We start from the raw sequence: 16,813 nt of genomic DNA on the forward strand, positions 1-16,813 counted from the left end.
TAAGGATCGCTCATGGCATTATTGGTAGATAGCAGAAGCGGCACAACTATAGAGAGTTTTGAGCGCGCTTTGCTCCATCCTAGCCACATGCGGGGTCTGTGCGTGCCCCAGAGTTTGCCACAGGTGGATTTTTCCACCTACCTACCTTTGGGTTATGTCCAAGCCACGCATGCCCTTTTCCAAACATTGGAGATCAATCTTGAACCTGCCCTCTTAGATCATGCCCTTGCGCGCTACTCCAAGTTTGAGGCTATCGCTCCTTTGCACGCTCTGTGTGGGTTTAAAACCCCTGTGTATGTCCAAGAACTTTTGCATGGCCCCACTCTAGCCTTTAAAGACATGGCACTCCAGCCCTTTGGAATTTTATTCTCACAACTAGCCCAACAACGCCAAGAAAAGTACCTCATCATGGTGGCTACCAGTGGGGATACTGGCCCTGCGACCTTGGCTAGCTTTGCTAACTTACCCAATACTCGCGTTTGTTGTTTATATCCAGCTAGGGGCACAAGTCTAATCCAAGCCCTGCAAATGCAAACCATGGACGCGCCCAATCTCAAGGTGCTAGGCTTAGAGGGGAATTTTGACGACGCGCAAAGTGCGCTTAAAACCCTTTTGCACGATGAAGCCTTTCAAGCGCATTTAGCCCAAAAAGGTTTACACTTAAGTGTGGCTAATTCAATCAATTTTGGACGGGTTGTATTCCAGATTATCTACCACATTTGGGGGTATTTGGATTTGGTGCGCATGGGTGTGGTTTCTTATGGCGATCCTATCAAAATCATGGTACCCAGTGGGAATTTTGGCAATGCCTTAGGTGCGTTTTACGCCAAACAAATGGGCTTACCCGTAGAGAAAATCAGTGTAGTGTCCAATGTCAATGATGTGCTCACTGAGTTTTTCAACACGGGGGTATATGACCTCAAAGCGCGTCGCCTGCAAAAAAGCCACTCCCCAGCGATGGATATTTTGGTGAGCTCTAATATCGAACGCCTTCTTTATGCCCTCTTTGGACCTGCTCGCACGCAGGAATGCATGCAAGAACTCCAAACACAGAGACGCTATACCCTCACTTTTAGCGAACTACAGAGCCTGCAAGCGCATTTTGAAAGCTTTAGCTGCAATGACGCGCATTGTCTAAGTACCATTGCGCGCATTTATCGTGATCACCACTATTTGGTAGACCCCCACACTGCGACGGCTCTTTATGCCTATGAACACCTTGAGAGCCACACACCATGTGTGGTGGTGTCTACCGCCTCTTGGAGTAAATTCGCCCAAAGTACTTTACTGGCCCTATGCCAAGAAGAAAGCACAGATGACGCGCAAGCCCTGGTGAAACTTGCCAAATTAGGGATTCATCCCCCCGCTTGTATCCACGAGCTTTTAGACAAACCCCGCATACACCAGCAAACCTGTGCACTTACAGAACTCTCCAGCCACATCGATGCGTGGCTAGAAACCCTTTAATGCACTTGTCGCCACACCTTTTGTTTCCATACATAGGCAAGTAAGGTCATCACGGCAAAGAAAACCATGATTTTAATGCCCAGTGCGTCGCGTTGATGTTTCTTGCTATCTCCCACTTTCTCTAGGTAGTGGATGATTTGCTCTTGCGATTCCTTGTTCAAGCCCACTCTAGGCATGGCTGTTCCGGGCAAGAGTTTTTGGGGGTCATTGAGGAATATCTCGAGTTTCTCATGCCCTAAAGAGCGAATCATCATGGAGAGATCAGGCACTGCAGCCCCTAAATAGCGGTGCAAGTCTTTAGGATCGCTGATCGCTTGTACTTTATCGTATTTAATGTCATGGCAGCGCTGGCAGGCTTGGGCAAAGACTTCCTTATCTGTGAGCTTTTTGGGCGCGATAGAAACCAAGTAAGCTACAACATCGGCCAAATCCTGATCACTGAATTGTGCAAAAGCAGGCATGGGATAGGGATTATCATCCTTATACTTATGAGCAAGTTTGGCTGTTTTCACCGGGTCTTTGATGAAATGAGCTAGGAATTGAGGGTTGAGCACGCTGCCCACATGGGAGAGATCGGGGGGTACAACCCCAAAGCTTGCCCCCGCACTAGCATGGTCCATAGGAGCAGGGATTTTTTGACTCTCAATGCCATGGCAGGCGGTGCAGTTTTGGGCAACTAAATCCTTGCCTTTTGCTACATCGCCCTTACTCAAGTCTATGGGCTTTAAATCCTTAAAGGCAAAGTCGGCGGGGGGTACTTTTGGCTCCATCACACTATGCGCGTAGGGCTCCACTCCCCAGTAAAGCACCCCGATCACCACGATCAAAATCGCTAGGATTTTAAGCTCCTTCATTGTGCGCCCCCTTTCTTTTCAGCGCGTGCAATGAGGGGCAGGACTACAAAAAAGAGGGCTAAGAAGACAATGGAAGCCACAAACCCGACATACTTGTTATTCCCCACGGGGGGCAACTTACCATAAACAGTTAGCACCACCATGTCAATGACTAACACCCAGAACCAAATTTGAAACGCTTTGCGCTGGTGGGCGGGTTTAACCACAGGGCTATTATCCAAGAAGGGCAGGAGGAAGAAGATCACTTGGGCAACTCCAAAGGCGACTAACCCTAAATTACCATTGAAGAAAAAGCCACGCAGGACTTCATAACTCCACAAGAAATACCATTCGGGATAGATATGGTGCGGGGTTTTAAGGCTGTCGGCGCGTTCAAAGTTAATGGGGTCCATCGCAAATTCATAGTGATAACACACCAAGTAGAAGAAAAAGACCATGAACGCGCAGACAACAAAAATATCCTTAGAGAGGAAAACAGGCCAAAAGGGTATAACCTTAGATTCTTTCTTTTTACCCTCTTTGAATTTCTTTTCTTCAGCTTCAAAGTCGAGCACTTCGCCCTCTTGGTTATTGACATGGGGAATGCGCAGAGAATAAAAATGCATACCCACAATGGCTAGGATCACCACGGGCAATAAAAAGACATGCAGCATAAAGAAACGGGTAAGCGTCGCATCCGCCACTACATAGTTGCCTCGAATCCACACTAGCAAATCCGGACCAATGACGGGGATTTTCCCAAATAACTCCGTGATCACTGAAGCTGCCCAGTAGCTCATCTGTCCCCAGGGCAACATATAACCGCTAAAGGCTTCTGCGCTAAAAATCACAAACAAGAGCATCCCACTGATCCAAATCATCTCCCGACCCTTTTTATAAGAGCCATAATAGATTGCTACAAACATATGGATGTAGAGAATCACAAAGATCATGCTCGCCGCGGTGGCGTGGATATGCCGCCACAACCACCCATAAGCAACTTCCTGCATGATCGTGAAATTCACGCTGTCATAAGCTAGTTTGGCATCGGGCTTGTAATACATTAAGAGAAAAATACCCGAGATCACCAACAAGCCAAAGAGGGTGAGCAAAATCACCCCCATCGCCCATAAAAAGTTAATGTTTTTGGGAATCCAATACTCTGTCATTAACACTTTCGTGAGCTTCTTGACCCCTAGGCGCTGATCTAGCCAGTCCACAACTCCCGTTGCTTTTTTGATTTCTGCCATTCTCTATCCTTTACGCGTGCGCGACCATATTTTTATACTCTGGCCCCACTTCGCCAAAGGTGATTTTGCTACCCTCTAATTTAAAAGGAGGGATTTCAAAGGGACGGGGCGGAGGCGTGCCCGGAATGTTCACCCCATTGCTGGTAAAACGCCCTCCATGGCAGGGGCATAAAAAGCCTTGTTGATTGGATTCAAAATTGGGAATACAACCTAAATGGGTGCAAATTTGAATCCCCACTGTGAACACTCCATCTTGAATCTTGAAATCGCGCTTGGGATCAAAGGCGTCTTGTGGGGTTTTTTTGATAATGTAGACTGGTTTACCCCGCCACTCTACGCTGGAAAATTCGCCATCCTTCATGTTGCTCACATCCACGCTGGTAAAACCTGCCGAAACGACACTGGGCAAGGGGTCCCAAGTTTTTTTCATGGCCACCAGGCTAAATAGCGCGCCCACGCCCGCCACCCCAGCTAAAGCCATGCTCAAAAAGTCCCGCCGATTCATCTCCGCCATCATCACTCCTAAGTTGATTATTGCAAGCTACGATTTTACATGAAAAAGTCTAATACTATGCTTTTGGGGGTAGCATGCCAAACATCGGGCGCATGGGCTTAATATAAGGTGCAGTGAAATCCATTGGCATGCTACCATGGCTTAGTGAGCAGGGTAGAATTTACCACTTACACCCTAAAGCCCCTAGCTTGATAATATGGCGAGTGTGTCAACTAATGCCCTTCATCGTGCAAGAACCATCCTTCATGTGCAATGGGTTTTAAGAGGTTTTGGCATAGAGAATCTACAGAATCTAAGCCCTTAACTTGCTGATTAATATCCAAGTACAAGCAAGGGGTATTTATAAAAATAAAAAGGAATTTGGCAAGCTCCCAGAGGACAGCCAAGAAAATGACAATTTCCGCATTAAGCGCTACATCTCCAAGTACACCATCAACCCTGCTTTAACCCATGGGGTGAGCGAGTATATCGGCTCTGTAGAAGAAGGCAAGATCGCTGACTTAGTGGTGTGGAATCCTGCCTTTTTTGGTGTGAAACCTAAGATTGTGATCAAAGGCGGCATGGTAGTGTTCTCTGAAATGGGCGATTCTAATGCGTCTGTGCCCACCCCCCAACCGGTTTATTACCGCGAAATGTTTGGCCACCATGGCAAGGCCAAGTTTGACACCAGCATCACTTTCGTTTCCAAAGTTGCTTATGAAAATGGGATAAAAGAAGAGCTAGGCTTAGAGCGCAAGGTGTTACCGGCGAAAAACTGCCGCAATACCACCAAGAAGGATTTCAAGTTTAATGACAAAACGGCAAAAATTACCGTGGATCCTAAGACCTTCGAGGTCTTTGTAGATGGCAAACTCTGCACCTCTAAACCCGCCTCTGAAGTGTCTTTAGCTCAACGCTACACTTTCTTCTAGGCATGAGCACCCCCTCAATGGGGGTGAGTTTATAGTTCGCTTTTAATAGGTTCTTGTAAGTGGGATCTGACATGTGTACCCAACATGGGGCATCGTTAAGGGCTAACATAGAAGCGGCTTTGTGTGCACTCACCATGGAGTCATATAACTCTTGGGCAGCCCTGATAAACGCGTCTGTGTCCGGGGCACTCTGTGTGGGTGCGCGCTCTTGTAGTGTATCCAAGTGGTTTTTAAACAACAAAGTCGCGATTAAGGCTATGATAACAATTCCTAAAGACACCCCTCATAAAACGCGCTTACGCATCAACTAATGCCCTTCATCGTGATAAAACCATCCTTTTTTGCTCAAGGGTTTGAGCAGGCTTTGGCATAGCCTACTAGCAGAACCCAAGCCATTAACCTGCTTTTGTTCATCTAAATACAAACAAGGCACGCCCTGTAAGCTCACCATTATGTAGTCTTGCAAATACGCTTTCAAGGCGGACACATCGTATTTTTCACTCCTAAACATCTGCGCACACTCTGTTTGTGTGCTCTCACGCAAGTACTCCGGGCGCAAACACGCACTAGGGTATCTGGGGAAGAAAATAGGGGTATTATAGACATCATCGCCCTGATCGACAGAGAGAGCCTCTTGGGCATCTAAAAACTGGGCGACTCGTCTTAAGGCAAAAAAATTCATGGGGCGCAGGGGCTTTTGTTTGTCCATCATGGTAGAGATACCCTCTTTAGAGAGATCAAGAGCTTGATTGCCATTTTGATTTGTAGAGCCTAAAAAATGCATATCTCCATCCCCATCTTTATCCCAAGAAAAGATAAAAATACGATCTTCCTTCTTAGAGTCATTTTGTTGGAGCGCATGGGTGCGGGCTATTTTAAGCGTGTTGAGCAGATTGTAGCCCAAATGGGGGTTAGACTTGCTCATGATGAGGTCGTAAACTAAGGACACGATGTCAAAATCTTGATAAATCGTGTAAGCAATGCGCCCATCATAGGTATTCCCCGCATTGTAACGGCGATCTATAAAATCCTGCACCCTTTTACCTAAATCCCCACAACCACCGCAATGTTTTAAGTCTTGGATATGCGCTAGGGTGTGCACATACCACACCGCATCTAACCCTTGCGCGTGGGCACGGATCAAGGGTTGATAGAGAAAATTTAGAGCACGGATCAAGTTTTGGGTGATTGTCTCTGTAGAAGTGGGGGTGTTCTTTTGGCAGGTATCCTCAGAGCCCCCCTCTAAGAGCGCAAAGAGCAAAAACATGGCTTGTTGTTGCATGCGCTTTAATAACGCCTTCTCTTTGTCATTGTTGGGTTTAAAATTGGAAAATAAGGGCAAGGATTCTAGGGCACTTTGGGCTTGTTGTTCTAGCTGAGGTAACACGCCTTGCAAAAATTGCGTGCGATCTTGCTGGCATGTGGGGTCTTGTGTGTGCGCCTCTTGCAGGGCACTTTCTAGGCGCGTGCGCATCGCCTCTACATGCTGTAAAAACAAGGGGGGCAAAGCGATCTCTTTGGGTGGAGTGTAGAGCGCCCATGCTTGCAGGGCCTTACAAGAGGGATTTTTGGAGTCAAAGCCGCGTAATTCTTCTTTGGCGTTCAAATACAAACAGGGGCTATTGTCTATGCCTAAGAGCATGAAACTTCTCAAATATTCGCGGTATCTAAAGGGGTTAAAACTCTGTGCTTTTAGGATTTGTTGGCAATTTTGCGCGCTCTTTGGGCTGAGATATTTGGGGTAAAAACAGGGGGTGGGGTTGGCGCGCAAGTACATTGCAGAAAGACGCTCGGGGTGTTTTAGGGTATCTACATAATAATCTTTGGCATAAAAAAAGGCTTCCACGCGTTTTTTATAGTGCAGATCCCATAGTTTAAAGGCTTGCTGTTGGCTAACAGAGAGGCTTTTATACCACGTATCCGCATTAAACCAATCCAACCCAAAACTTCCGCTGTGTGCTGCAAAGTCCATAGCCAGATCGGCGCTTTTAAAGTCCTCTAGCCATGGGCTAGGAGGAATGTCAGGGGGCAAAGTGCAATAATCTTCAGTGGCGCAGGGGTGGATGGCATGGAATTGAGAGTCTTTAAGATTTTTCAAATAAAAGCTAGGATCAAGCCCTTGTTTGGAGGCTTGGATGAGGGGGGTGTAGATGAAATCCAACAAGCGCGCGTAATCTTGTGCTAACAGGGGTGCGGGGGTGTTGGTAAAATAAAATTTAAGATCGTTGAATTGATCGGAATCTGCTATTTCGCCCTCTAAGAGGGCTAAGAGATGCAGGCTCTCATAATCTAGCAGGTAAGCCCACTTAGAGCCTTGCAAAGAGGCTAGAGGGGTGGCTTGCAAAATGGCGTTAAGATATACTTTGGCAGTGGGCAACCACTCTTGCAGATTCTGGGCATCGCGCGTGGACGCGGTATTTTTCAAAAAATCTTGGGCGTTTTGAAAAGCTAGAATCAAATCTTTAGACAGAGGCGCGCCCATGTTAGGGGGGTGGGCTTGCAACACACGGCAAAGGGGATTTTTAGAGCGGAAGGTTTTAAGGGTGTTTTGGGGAGTGAGATAGAGGCAGGGTTGGTTATCAAAGCCTATGAGGCGAAAGTTGCGCAAGTAGTCTTGTAGGGGGGCGTTAGGGCGCGCCAAGACGTCGCGACATGCTGTCTCCATCTCTTTAGATAGAGTCGCGTTAAAACAAATGTGGGGAAAATTTTTAAGGGTTTGCTCTAGGGGTTGGGCTTGATTGAATAGTTTAGCCACCCCATAAACACGCCAAAGCACACTAATATAATGCTGGTTCAAAGCCCTAATAAATTCTAAATCCAAATTTAAGGGCTTATAAATCTCCTTATAATAGGCTTCAGCACTATAATGCCCCAGACCACTCATGGTGTCAGTAAAAAAAAGATAGGAGTTTGTGCTAAAGTACAAAGCTTTCAATTGCGCAATAACTAAAGGATTTTTAGAAGCGTCCATGTCGTAATTGCCTGCATCCCTGAGCTCAAGGGGCGTGTTGTCAGGTTTGTCCTCTAAGAAGCGCAAGTAAGCGCTAATATCTAGCCCTTGTTGTGCGCTTTGGATCAAGAGCGCATAAACGAGCTTTAAGCTCGTAGAATAAGCTTGTAAAAATTCTTCTTTTTTAAGCGCGTAGGGAGTAAAGGAATCAAAGTACTTATCCACAGCATCGTAGTCCGGGGGTCTGCGATCGCCATAACAATCTACATCTGGAATCTTGGCGCGCACTAAAGAGAGGGCATGCAAGATTTCAAAGTTTCTAATGCGCGTAGCTAGGGCTTTAGGCAAACTGGCCTGAATCTGCTTGATAGTGGGGAGCGCATCTACCATCTGCGTGGCTAACTTGATCCAAGTTTTGGCATGGCGCTTGATCATCTCTATAGAATCATAATCAGGGTCCGCACCACCACCACAGCGGGCATTTTCAGAGGCTTCTTTATGGGCATTGAGCATGGAGTCATAAAGACTTTGTGCTGCTTGGTAAAAAGCCTCTTTTTCTAGGGGGAAGGACGCGCTGTTGGGAGACGTGTGCTGGGTGCGCGCGATAAACCAAAAACTCAGTAAAAAAACTGCTAGAAAAGTAGGGATCACAAACCATGGCCATACTGCATGTTTTTTCATCGGTTGACAAGTGTCCTTTTTGAAATATGGCTTGGGGGAGAGAAATTAGGGGGTCGTGTTTGCAGGGCTTGACAGAGAGGGTTTTTAGAATTAAACCCGCGCAATTGCTCTTTGCCGTGCAGATACAAGCAGGGACTGCCATCCACGCTTAAAAGTCTCATGCTTTCTAAATAGTCGCGGATTTTAGATTGGTTAAAGCTTTGCTTTTCTAGGATTAGTTGGCAGTTTTGCACGCTCTGCTGGTTTAAATATTTGGGGGTAAAGCAGGAGGTGGGGTTGGCGCGTAGACGATCTGCAGAGATTTTCTCTGGGTGTAATAGCGTGTCTGTGTAAAAGTCTTTGTTGGTGAAAAACGCCTCAATGCGTCTTTTATAGTGCAAATCCCATAGTGGGGCTTGCTTAGGAGTCCATCGCAGGGCTAAACCCTTATTGGGTGAAGTTTCACCTTGCTTGTGAGTTCGGGATATAACACTCCACCAGACAAAGGGAACATAGGGAGAACTACTACCTTCATCACTTATAAGATAACTGCCTAATTTGGCGGTTTTAAAATCTTCAAGCCACGGGCTTTCTCCTATGTTCTTAGGTGGCTTGCAGAGGTTTTTTTGCGCGCAGGGGTTGGTAGCAGTACGAGCGGATTTTTTGAGGTCTTTTAAATACACGCTAGGGCTTAAGCCTTGTTTAGTGGCTTCTATTAAAGGGGTGTAGAAAAAATTAAGCAGGTGGAGGTAATGGTATGCCAACACAGGGATGGGGGTAAAAGCGGCGTGGTGTTTGTATATATTCAAATCAGAATCTTTTATCGAGCCTCTTAGGAGGGCTAAAAGATGGACTTGTTCGTACTCCAGCAAATGATGCCATTTAGCCCCCCGCAGAGAGGCTAGAGGGGTGGCTTGCAAAATGGTTTTTAGGCGTTTTTTAAAGGGTTTGGGGTCATGGGGGGGTGTATCTAACATGTACATTAAGGTGTCTTGAGCCTCTTGAAAGGCTTTGATCAAATTGGAAGGCACGATCATACCCATTTGGGGAGGGTTTGCCTGTAGGGTCTGACAAAGAGGGTCTTTAGAAGGGAAGGTTTGGAGCGTGTTTTGGGGGGTGAGATAGAGACAAAGCTGGTCGTTAAAGCTAATGAGGCGGGTATGCCGAAAGTAACGGTAGAAATATGCATTGGGATGCTTTAATAAGACTTGGCATGCAGGGATGTCTTCTTTAGAGGCATTGAAGCAAGCAAAGAGATCAGGGGTGGCAAGGGGTTGAGAGGCGCTTAGGGCGCGCACACTATATAACCATGTGTTAAAGCGGTAAGCGTAATAATCTCTCCAACGATGGATATCTTGCAGGCTCAAGTCTAAAGTCTCTTGGACCTGTTGGTAGAAATTTTCTATAAGTTGTTCGTTATAGGCTATGCTTTCTGTACGAGGGAAGTCATAATCAAAGCTATCCAAGAGGAAATTATCTAAACCCGCTCTTAGGGTTTTAAAGCGCAGGATAGTTGGCGAGGAGTCTTTGGCTAAGATGTCCTTTAATTCTTTGAGCTTGGCAGAGTCCTCTTTTGAGGAGAAGTGTAGCTGTGAAAGTAGAGTGCTTTGGTACTCGCATGCGCTGAATGTAAGGATGTTTGTCCAATGCAGAGTATGCAAGAAGGATTTTAAAGGCAAGCCCTGTTTGGAGGCGTTGATCAAGAAGGAGTAGATAAACTCTAGGTTTTGTTGCAAAACTTCTAAGAGTTTTTGGGCTTCAAGGGGCTTTGGAGGGGGTACTCCGTGTTTTAGAGCGTTCCTACAACTCACCTCGATAATCTTAGCACGCACCATCGCCAAGACATGTAAAGCCTCAAAGCCCCTGATTTGCTCATAAAGAGGGAGGCTTTTTAAGCGCGCCATAAAAGGCACATGGTCTATCATTTGGGTAGCTAGGCTAATCCATGTTTTGTAGTGCTGCGCCACCACCTGTAAGGGCATAGAAGATTGATATATTTGACTTGAGTCGCACTCCGCTTTAAGGGCAACCTGTAGGGCGCTGTTATGATCATCTAACATTGCATCATAGAGGTCCTTAGCCGCTTTGAAAAAAGCTTGCTCTTGGGAGGTGCTAATAGAGTTTGTGGGCGTGTGTTGCGCGCCTAAGCCAAAACTAGGCACAAAGAACAAGAAGAAAATGGGAATCATAAACCAAAATGTTTTCTTCATCTATTTTGATACCACTCATAGAGTTTTTTAATCCCCTCTTCTAGGGGGATATTTGCCCTCCAGCCCAAACTAGCGATTTTACTCACATCGCTACACTTTAATAAAGTCCCATCGGGCTTAGAGGTGTCAAAAACCAACGCCCCCTTAAAGCCGACAATCTCTTTAATCAAGTTGGCTAAATCTCTAATGCTAATATCCTCCCCCGTGCCAATGTTGGTATGATTGAGTGTAGCACTAGCTTGTTGGTGTTTTAAGAGAAATACACACCCCCGGGCTAAATCACGCACATGTAAAAACTCGCGTCTAGGCGCGCCACTGCCCCAAATTTGCACCCCTTGTGCGCTCACTCCGTGTTGTTCTAAAATGCTTAAGGCTTCTTGCTGGCCAGACACTTGCAAATCTTGCAACACCAGATCTAGGCGGTTGTTTTCTAGCAAATGGGCTAGGTGCATTTTTCTTAAGAGCGCGGGCAAGACATGGGAGTTTTGCAGATCGAAGTTATCATGCTCGCCGTATAAATTGGTGGGCATCACGCTGATAAAGTTTGTGCCGTATTGGGCATTATACGCCTCACACATCTTAAGCCCGGCAATTTTGGCAATAGCATAAGGTTCGTTAGTAGCCTCTAGGGAGCTAGTTAAAAGGGTTTGCTCTTGGATAGGCTGGGGGCATTCTTTGGGGTAAATGCAAGTAGAGCCCAAAAAGAGGAGCTTTTTAACCCCATACTTGTAGGCACAATGGATCGTGTTGGTTTGAATCGCTAAATTTTGGTAGATAAAATCCGCGCGGTAAGTGTTATTAGCCAAAATCCCCCCCACTTTAGCCGCGGCTAAGATCACCACATCGGGGCGTTCTATCTCAAAAAATTGTTCGACCGCATTTTGCTGTGTTAAATCTAACTCAGAATGGGTTTTTAAAATTAAGTTGTCAAAACCCTGCTCTTGCAAACACGCTACAATCGCGCGCCCCACCAAACCCCTATGCCCGGCTATAAAAATTCTATCGCCCTCTTGCATGCACTCTCCCTATGTCTTAAACAACTATGATAGCCAAGCAGGGCGGGCATGTCAAGGCAGACTAGCACCCTTAAAGCGCGCGCTTTACTTCTTAAGCGCGGGGCTTAAAGTTTAGGGGTGAGGCTCAAGCAGTCTTAGGCGCGATACCAATGGGGGAGGGTTGTGAGGGCGTGGCAGTCGCTAAACATTTTAGCCCCGCGTTCAAGATTAGAAACATTCCAGCGGTCCAAAGATTGATCAAAACGGGTGCAACCCTCAAACATGTACATCATATCTGTAACATTAGAAACATCCCAACTCTCTAGGGGTTGGTTAAAGTTCGTACAACCCTTAAACATGCTAGACATGTATATTGCACTAGAGACATTCCATGCTTCTAAGGGTTGATTGAAGTTAGCACAATCTCCAAACATGCCCGCCATGCATTCTGCACTAGAAACATCCCAACTCTCTAGGGGTTGGTTGAAACTCCTACAGCCCATAAACATACAAAACATATCCTTTACGCTAGAAACATCCCAGTCATTCAGAGGCTGATTGAAATTAGTACACTTAGTAAACATGCTTTGCATGTTTACCACATTAGATACATTCCAACTTGAGATGTCATGGTTAAAATTGATTGCTTTGTAAAACATCCCCACCATGCTAGTTACATGAGAAACATCCCATGTCTCTAGCCCATCAAAATTGTGGCGTTTAAAAGGTGTAACATTCTCTTCTTCCTCCTCTCCAGTTGCATGCGAAAATACGCCACTCAAATCCGCAATCTTACTAATGTCAATATCCCCCAAATGGATACTCTCATCGGCGACTAATTTTTTAAGCTCCTCTTTGCTTTGGGGGCAATATTTCTTAGCACCCTTGGGTGTGGAAAAATTTTGGGGCGTGGATTGGGTGGGTTTGTGTAGCCCCTCTAGCACGCTCTCTAAATCTGTAACGCTATTTTGCAAGCCCTCTAGCACCTCTAAGACCTCTTGGGTGCTATTGGGTTTCTCTAGCGCGCTTAAAGGCGCATTAATCTTAGCTTGGGCGTGTTTTAGCTTAGTCAAGCTTTTTTCTAGCTCTAAGTCGTCTTCTTTTAAGCTAGCGTAATGCTCTCTTAAAGCCTTTAGCGCACCGCCCAAACCTTCAGAAAATGCCGCCAAACTAGCACGAAACTCCTCAGCCTCTTGTTGCATTTCTAAGCCCTCTTCTAGGGCACTCTTGGCTAAACGCATAGCCCGCTTAACATTTTTAAGCTCTTGCTCTAACTTTTCTAAAACTTGTTGCATAAAAAACCTCCCAAATAGTGTAGGCTTGGAGTCCAGCATAAATTTAGCCAAATACACTACCGCCCCTCATTTTCCTCAAACCAATCGCGCTGGCTGATGGGCTCGCTCAAACTACGGCACATACGATCTAGGGAGCTCAAGGGGAGCACTTGCTGGGGCATTTGCCCAGGATCCAAAAACACGCATGGCGTCCCTCTAATGCTTATTACCCTATACCTATCCAAATAGGTTTTCAAGGACGCGACATCGTAGGTTTGCTTGGCGAACATAACCGCACATTGTGCTTGGGTGCTAGAGCGCAGATATTCAGGGTGCAGACACGCACTAGGGTGTTTAGGTAAATGAAATACGCTATCCTCCGCACGCTGATCCATGAGCACCACCTCTAAGCCCTCTAAGAATTGGGCGATACGCTGGAGGGCAAAAAACTTTAGATCACTAAACCTTAGCTCGCCCGATGGACTTGGTTGTTTCAAGAATCTAGCAAGACTTGCAGCCGAGAGGTCTAAGGGATCTGCTTCCCTTATTTGACACCCTAAAGAGTTAGACCCTTTAAAAGCTGTGGCTAAATTCCAACTTAGTAGTTTCGTGGGGATTTCGCGCACCATTTGATAGGTTAGCAAAGCGATTTTATAATCTTGGTAAAGCGCGTAGGCGCGTTTGCCATTGTAGCTGTTTTCTTCAAATTTATGCGAATCTATAAGTGGGACTAAAATATGCGCCCATTGCGCTTGGGGTCTATCCTTGGCACGATGGGCAAGGAAGCTCACATATTCAGAGGCATCATAGACAGATAGCAGAGGTTGGTAACGCAGGGGTTTGTAGAGAAAGTCAAGCACACGCACCAAGTTTTTGGCAATCTCTTGGGTAGAGAGGGGGTTTTGCTGGCACGGACTAGAGTTGCCCTCTAAAAGGGCAAAGAGAAAGATGATCGCTTGGGTTTGCATGTGTTTTTTTAAGGTGGCCGCTTCGCTTTCTCTGAGTTGTTTTAAGTTGGTGCCATCGCTGTATTTATCGTATTTCTCTAGTTTAGTTTTAAAGTGCGCAAATAGAGGCAGGGATTCTAGGGCATTTTGGGCTTGTTGTTCTAAGCTGGAGAGGAGGGGTTTTAAAAATGAGGTATGATCTTGCCTGCAGGGGGCATTTTGCAGGGCATGTCGAATCTGGGTGTGCATAGAATCTAGGTTTTGTAAGAATACAGCGGGTAAAGTGGGCTCTTTGGGCGGAGTGTAGAGTGCCCAATCTTGCAGGGCAAGGCATGCGGGCTCTTTGGAGTCAAAACCGCTTAATTGTTCTTGAGCGTTCAAATACAAGCAAGGGCTATTGCCTATGCTCAAGAGCCTAACACTTCTTATGTAATCCTTAAGATAGAGGGGGTTAAAACTTTGGGCTTTAAAGATATGCTGGCAATTTTGCACGCTCTGTGCGCTTAGGTATTGGGGAGCAAAGCAGGGGGTGGGATTGGCGCGCAAACGCTCTGCTGAGATAAGTTCAGACCTGCGGATACTATCCATGTAGAACTCTTGGTTATACAAAAACGCCTCTACGCGTCTTTGGGCGTGCAAATCCCATAATTGAAAAACTTCTTGGGTGTGTGTATCCACACTCTTAAGCCATTGGTTGGCTAAATCCCATTGGAGATCGTCCCACTCTATACAATAGTCGGTAGAGTTACGATTGCAAGGCTTGGGGACTATTCTTTGGTGTAAAGCCAATTTTTGGGCTAAACCCATGCCCCTTAAATCTTTAGGATATGCCCTAGAGACGATATCAGGGATAGGATCACAGGAATTCTTGCAGGGTCTAGCTTGTAAGGGCTTAGAAACTTGCAAGGCCTTTAAATACAAACTAGGGTCAAGCCCTTGTTTTTTAGCTTGGAGCAAAGAGGGGTAGATCAAATCTAGCATGTGTAAATAATCTTGCGCAATAAAGGTGGCGGGGTGTATGATGCGGTGCAGATCATTACTCGTTTCATTGACTTTGCGCATATAAGCTTGCAAGAGAGTTAAAAGCTGGGATTGTGTGTAATCTAGCAGGTGATCCCACTCTTTGCCTTTGAGGGGGGCTAGCAGGGGGGTGGTTTGTATAATGGCTTGTAGGTGTTGGCTTAGGGCGGGCTTGATCTGTGCAAGCGTAATCCCCTTATCCTTGTGCTCATTAAAAGCCCGTATGAGAAAATCTTGGGCATTTTGAAAGGCTTGCACCAAACTTTTAGGCAAAGGCGCGCTGACATTAGGAGGGTTGTCTTTGAGGATTTGGCAAAGGGGTTCTTTGGAGGGGAAGGTTTGGATCGTGTTTTGGGGGGTGAGATAGAGGCAGGGCTGTTTGAAGGCAATAAAGCGAAAATTATGGAAAAAACCTTGCACCATCTTGGGCAAGCTATATTCGAGCATGGGACTCATCTCCCAATTCACTTCCGTAATCCCCTCTAGGCGCGCATGGATAGCAAAGAGATAGGCATGGCTTAAAGATCGCATAGCAGATAAGGACAAACCTAAAGGCTGATTGATCTCAGAATAATAACTATCTCTCTCATACTCACCTAAGCCACTCCTCCACCAATTTTCTGAGATAAAAAGATACGCCCGAGTGCTAAATTGCAAAGCTTGCAAATGCGCGATAAAAGTGCCCTTTTGGGGCGCATCTACTTTATTTTTCTCTAAATACGCGTCCAAATCGTTTAAAAAAGTGGGCATACCAGACTTTTCGCCCAAAAAGCGCAGATATTCCTTTAAATCTAAGCCTTGTTTGAACGCCTGTATGAGTAGGGGATAGACCACCTCTAAACTGGTAGAAAAATTTTCTAAAAAGACCTCTGGGTGGAGGGAGAGGGGTTGGAGTTTATAATCTGGAGCAAATAGAGGATCGTCATAGCAATCTACACCCGGAATCTTGTAGCGCATGAGCGCAATCACATGCAAAATTTCAAAACTTCTAATTTCTTTGGCGAGGGATGGGGGCAACTCCGCTTGGATGGCTTTGATAGTGGGGAGCGCATCTACCATTTTGCTAGCTAGATTAATCCAAGTGGGGGCATGCTTTTTAACCATATCCACGGAGTAGATGTCTGGATCAAAGCCCTTAGGGCACAACATCCCCTTAGTGGTTTCTTGAAACGCCCCCAACATGGAATCATAGAGTTCTTGTGAGGCGTTTAAAAACACGCCTTTATCTAAACTCCACTTGGGAGGCTGGGGGGTAGCTAGGGGCGTGCGCGTGATCCACCACACACCCAGTCCAACAAGGGCTGGTAAAAAAATTGCAAAAACTATACGCGTTAGGGATTTATTCATGATTAGACGAGACATTTTGACAATAACGCATGGTATTAACGACTAAAGAACACCCCACCTGGTCGCTAACCTGGTCGCTAAAAGAGTGCACCGCTCTTACAGACCTGCCACATTCTATAAGGCTGGGATTTCTGCTGTATGTTTGTTTCATCCATGTCTACTTTACACCTTTGGTTTTCAGTTGTCAAGTGTTCCGCATGTCCACAAGCATTGATATAGCAAGAACCCTGACTACTAAAGGCAATGCCTGTTTTAACAACAATCTGAAAACATCTTAGCCACTTTCTCAGCCGCGGCAATGATGAGCGGATTACCCTTGGCATTCTCTAAATTATGGCGCACCATCTTTAAGAGCTCATCCTTAGCAATGATGGCCGCTAGCAAGATATTCTTATTGATGTAGTGCACATTCATGGCTTTGAGCAAGAGCTCATC

Annotated in this window: 10 protein-coding genes and 1 pseudogene; 2 read left to right on the forward strand and 9 right to left on the reverse strand. The window is 46.0% G+C overall.

Annotated elements, in window-relative coordinates; translation table 11 throughout:
• The first annotated feature begins 12 nt into the window (after positions 1 to 12).
• A complete protein-coding gene (thrC, locus tag KCO92_RS05150; protein WP_104695815.1) occupies positions 13 to 1,467 on the forward strand; it encodes a threonine synthase in 1,455 nt (484 codons plus the stop codon).
• Here the strand turns inward: thrC and KCO92_RS05155 are convergent.
• Genes KCO92_RS05155 through petA form a run of 3 tightly spaced genes read right to left on the reverse strand, consistent with a single transcriptional unit; the run spans position 1,464 to position 4,064 of the window.
• Complete coding sequence (locus KCO92_RS05155; protein WP_104695816.1) at positions 1,464 to 2,321, reverse strand: c-type cytochrome; 858 nt, start codon at positions 2,319 to 2,321, stop codon at positions 1,464 to 1,466. The genes thrC and KCO92_RS05155 overlap by 4 nt on opposite strands.
• Complete coding sequence (locus tag KCO92_RS05160; RefSeq protein ID WP_104695817.1) at positions 2,318 to 3,550, reverse strand: cytochrome b; 1,233 nt, start codon at positions 3,548 to 3,550, stop codon at positions 2,318 to 2,320. The genes KCO92_RS05155 and KCO92_RS05160 overlap by 4 nt, the downstream gene beginning before the upstream one ends.
• A gap of 10 nt (positions 3,551 to 3,560) precedes the next feature.
• The gene (gene petA, locus KCO92_RS05165; RefSeq protein ID WP_104695818.1) at positions 3,561 to 4,064 is read right to left on the reverse strand and encodes a ubiquinol-cytochrome c reductase iron-sulfur subunit; all 504 of its coding nucleotides are present in this window, start codon (positions 4,062 to 4,064) and stop codon (positions 3,561 to 3,563) included.
• Between the two features lie 305 nt (positions 4,065 to 4,369).
• Here petA and KCO92_RS05170 point away from each other — a divergent pair, with 305 nt between their 5' ends.
• Positions 4,370 to 4,975, forward strand: a complete 606-nt coding sequence (locus tag KCO92_RS05170) for an amidohydrolase family protein (protein WP_267892248.1) — start codon at positions 4,370 to 4,372, stop codon at positions 4,973 to 4,975.
• A gap of 307 nt (positions 4,976 to 5,282) precedes the next feature.
• On the opposite strand, the gene KCO92_RS05175 is transcribed toward KCO92_RS05170, so the two are convergent.
• The 6 genes and pseudogenes from KCO92_RS05175 to KCO92_RS05200 form a co-directional block, all read right to left on the reverse strand.
• Complete coding sequence (locus KCO92_RS05175) at positions 5,283 to 8,606, reverse strand: hypothetical protein (RefSeq protein WP_199766188.1); 3,324 nt, start codon at positions 8,604 to 8,606, stop codon at positions 5,283 to 5,285.
• On the reverse strand, positions 8,603 to 10,795 hold the full coding sequence (locus KCO92_RS05180) for a glycoside hydrolase (RefSeq protein WP_104695819.1): 2,193 nt from the start codon (positions 10,793 to 10,795) through the stop codon (positions 8,603 to 8,605). Before KCO92_RS05180 ends, KCO92_RS05175 begins: the two co-directional genes overlap by 4 nt.
• Positions 10,792 to 11,811, reverse strand: coding sequence for a GDP-L-fucose synthase family protein (locus KCO92_RS05185; protein WP_104695820.1), 1,020 nt, complete (start codon positions 11,809 to 11,811; stop codon positions 10,792 to 10,794). Before KCO92_RS05185 ends, KCO92_RS05180 begins: the two co-directional genes overlap by 4 nt.
• A gap of 134 nt (positions 11,812 to 11,945) precedes the next feature.
• Positions 11,946 to 13,085: a BspA family leucine-rich repeat surface protein gene (locus KCO92_RS05190; protein ID WP_104695823.1), complete on the reverse strand. Its 1,140-nt coding sequence runs from the start codon at positions 13,083 to 13,085 to the stop codon at positions 11,946 to 11,948.
• Between the two features lie 56 nt (positions 13,086 to 13,141).
• Positions 13,142 to 16,393, reverse strand: a complete 3,252-nt coding sequence (locus KCO92_RS05195; protein WP_210647458.1) for a hypothetical protein — start codon at positions 16,391 to 16,393, stop codon at positions 13,142 to 13,144.
• A gap of 237 nt (positions 16,394 to 16,630) precedes the next feature.
• Positions 16,631 to 16,813, reverse strand: a pseudogene (locus tag KCO92_RS05200) (hypothetical protein); the annotation flags it as partial.

Origin of the sequence: Helicobacter salomonis (assembly GCF_017979425.1) — a bacterium.
Classification (GTDB): domain Bacteria; phylum Campylobacterota; class Campylobacteria; order Campylobacterales; family Helicobacteraceae; genus Helicobacter; species Helicobacter salomonis.